The organism is Deltaproteobacteria bacterium, from assembly GCA_005879535.1.
Lineage (GTDB): Bacteria > Myxococcota > Myxococcia > Myxococcales > 40CM-4-68-19 > 40CM-4-68-19.
On the sequence record VBKI01000018.1, the window covers coordinates 1 to 2519 of the forward strand.

Below are 2519 nucleotides of genomic sequence, written 5' to 3' on the forward strand. Positions count from 1 at the left end.
GACGGGCAGCACGCGCCCGCGGAGGGTTGCCTCGCCGGTCATCGCGGTGTCGGTGCGGACCGGAACGCCGGAGAGCAGCGACACCAGCGCGGTGAACAGCGTCACGCCGGCGCTCGGGCCGTCCTTGGGAGTAGCGCCCGCGGGGACGTGGACGTGCACGTCAAAACCGTCGAGCGGCTTCTCGGCGACGCCAAGCTGCACGGCATTGGCCTGCACGTAGCTGAGCGCTGCCCGGGCGGACTCCTTCATCACGTCGCCGAGCTGACCCGAAAGGATGAGCTGACCCTTGCCGGGCATCCTCAGCGCCTCCACGTACAGGACCTCGCCGCCGACGGGCGTCCAGGCCAGGCCCGCAGCCACGCCGGGCATGCCGGCGTCCTCGCGGACCTCGGGCTGGAAGCGGTCCGGACCGAGGATGGGCTCGATCTCGCCGACGTCGATGCGCCGTGGCTCGACCAGCGTTCCGGCGGCCTTCTCGACCGCCAGCGAGCGGCAGACGTCGGCCAGCCGCTTCTCCAGCGCGCGCACGCCAGCTTCACGCGTGTGCGCGGCGATGATGCGATCCAGCGCAGCATCGGTCAGCTCGACGCTCGTACCTGAAAGGCCGTGCGCCTCGAGCTGCTTGGGCATCAGGTGCCTGCGAGCGATGGCCGCCTTCTCCTCGGAGGTGTAGCTGGGGAGCTCGAGCACTTCCATCCTGTCCCGAAGCGCGGGAGGGACGGTCTCCAGCGTGTTGGCCGTCGCGATGAAGAGGATCTTCGAGAGATCGAAGGAGACCTCCAGGTAGTGGTCGGCGAAGGCCTTGTTCTGCTCCGGATCGAGGACTTCGAGCAGCGCGGCCGAGGGGTCGCCCTGGTAGCCTGCGCCGAGCTTGTCGATCTCGTCGAGCATCACCACCGGATTCGCGGTGCCCACCCGTTTCAGGGCCTGCACGATGCGACCCGGCAGCGCGCCGACATAGGTCCGCCGGTGACCCCGGATCTCCGCCTCGTCACGGATGCCTCCGAGCGAGACGCGGACGAACTTGCGCCCCATCGCCCGGGCGATGCTCTGGCCGAGCGAGGTCTTTCCCACGCCGGGAGGCCCGGACAGGCAGAGGATAGGCCCCTTCAGATCGCCGCGGAGCTTGCGGACGGCGAGAAACTGGAGCACGCGCTTCTTCACCTTCTGGAGACCATGGTGATCGGCGTCGAGGACCTGGCGGGCATTGTCCACGTCCAGGTTGTCCTCCGTGACGATGCCCCAGGGCAGATCGGCAATCCACTGCAGCCAGGACCGCGACACGGAGCGCTCCGGAGACTGCTCCGGCAGCTTCTTCAGCCGGGCGAGCTCCTTGTCGACCTGCGACCGGACCTCTTCCGGCAGCTTCAGCGCTGACAGCTTCTTTCCCAGATCGTCGCTGTCCGAATCGGGCCCCTCGCCCAGCTCGGTCTGGATCGCTTCCAGCTTCTTGCGCAGGAGGTGATCGCGCTCGGCCTTCGACACCTTGGCCTGGACCGCGCCTTCGATGTCGTGCGCGGTCTTCAGCACCTCGCGGCGCCGCGCGAGCAGGTCGACCACCAGCCTCAGACGCTCGACCGGATCGATCGTCTCCAGGACCTTCTGCTTTGCGGACGAATCCGCGGGAACGTGGTGCGTGAGCAGATCGGAGAGCGCGCCCGGATCGGCGATGCCGTCGAGTGCCTGCCCGACCTGGGCAGGGACGCCCGGAAGCAGGGCAAGGATGTCGCGCGCGAGCCGCCGGGCCTCGATCGCCAGCGCCTCGACTTCAGTCCCTGAAGCCGCCGGCACGATGACTTCCTCGATGCGAGCCGAAGGAAGCGGCTCTGCTTCCTTGAAGCCGAGCACGCGCACGCGCCCGATCCCCGCGACGATCACCCCACCGTCGCGGCTGACGCCTTCCACGCGGGCGAGCGCAGCGATCGGCTGTATCCCAAGCTCGCTCTCGGCGCTGAGCGCGACCACGACGCGCTTCTCCGCCGACCGCGCGAGCTTGCGCGCCTCGGCAGCGCCCTTGGGATCGGTGTCCAGTCGGGCCACCGCCCCCGGCAACAGCACGGCATCTTCCAGGACGAACACCGGCAGTTCGAGTGGCAATGTCTTCTCCTCCATCGTGCACGAACGTAAGGGTTGCAAAACCCGTGTCAAACGAGTCGCGAATTTCAAAATTTTGCGGATTACCGAGGCAACACCCTCCCGGCAGCGCTTAAGATGCGCAGCCGGACGGCGGGATTCGAGCTGGGGAGCGGACTCGCTGGACGGGCGGAAGAGCGTCCGCACGTGGTCTGACCACCGTTGTACACGACGAGTGCGCATCGCAGATTGTGCGCGTGCGTTACCTGGCTCTGGCCACCGATTACGACGGCACGCTGGCCGAGCAAGGGACGGTGCGGCCGCAATCGATCGCGGCGGTGGAGCGCCTCCGAAAGAGCGGGCGCCGTGCCGTGCTCGTGACGGGACGCGAGCTCCAGGACCTGCAAACGGTGTTCGATCGATTCGATCTCTTCGACCTGGTGGTC

Annotated in this window: 2 protein-coding genes; one reads left to right on the plus strand and one right to left on the minus strand. The window is 67.9% G+C overall.

The features are described from left to right. Positions 1–2316, minus strand: a 2316-nt coding sequence (lon, locus tag E6J58_01045) for an endopeptidase La (GenBank protein TMB43243.1), incomplete at its 3' end; no start/stop codon positions are given. Positions 2317–2330: 14 nt separating this feature from the next. Between lon and E6J58_01050 the strand changes: the two genes are divergently transcribed. After that, positions 2331–2519: HAD-IIB family hydrolase (locus E6J58_01050; protein ID TMB43244.1), on the plus strand; the 189-nt coding region annotated here is incomplete at its 3' end.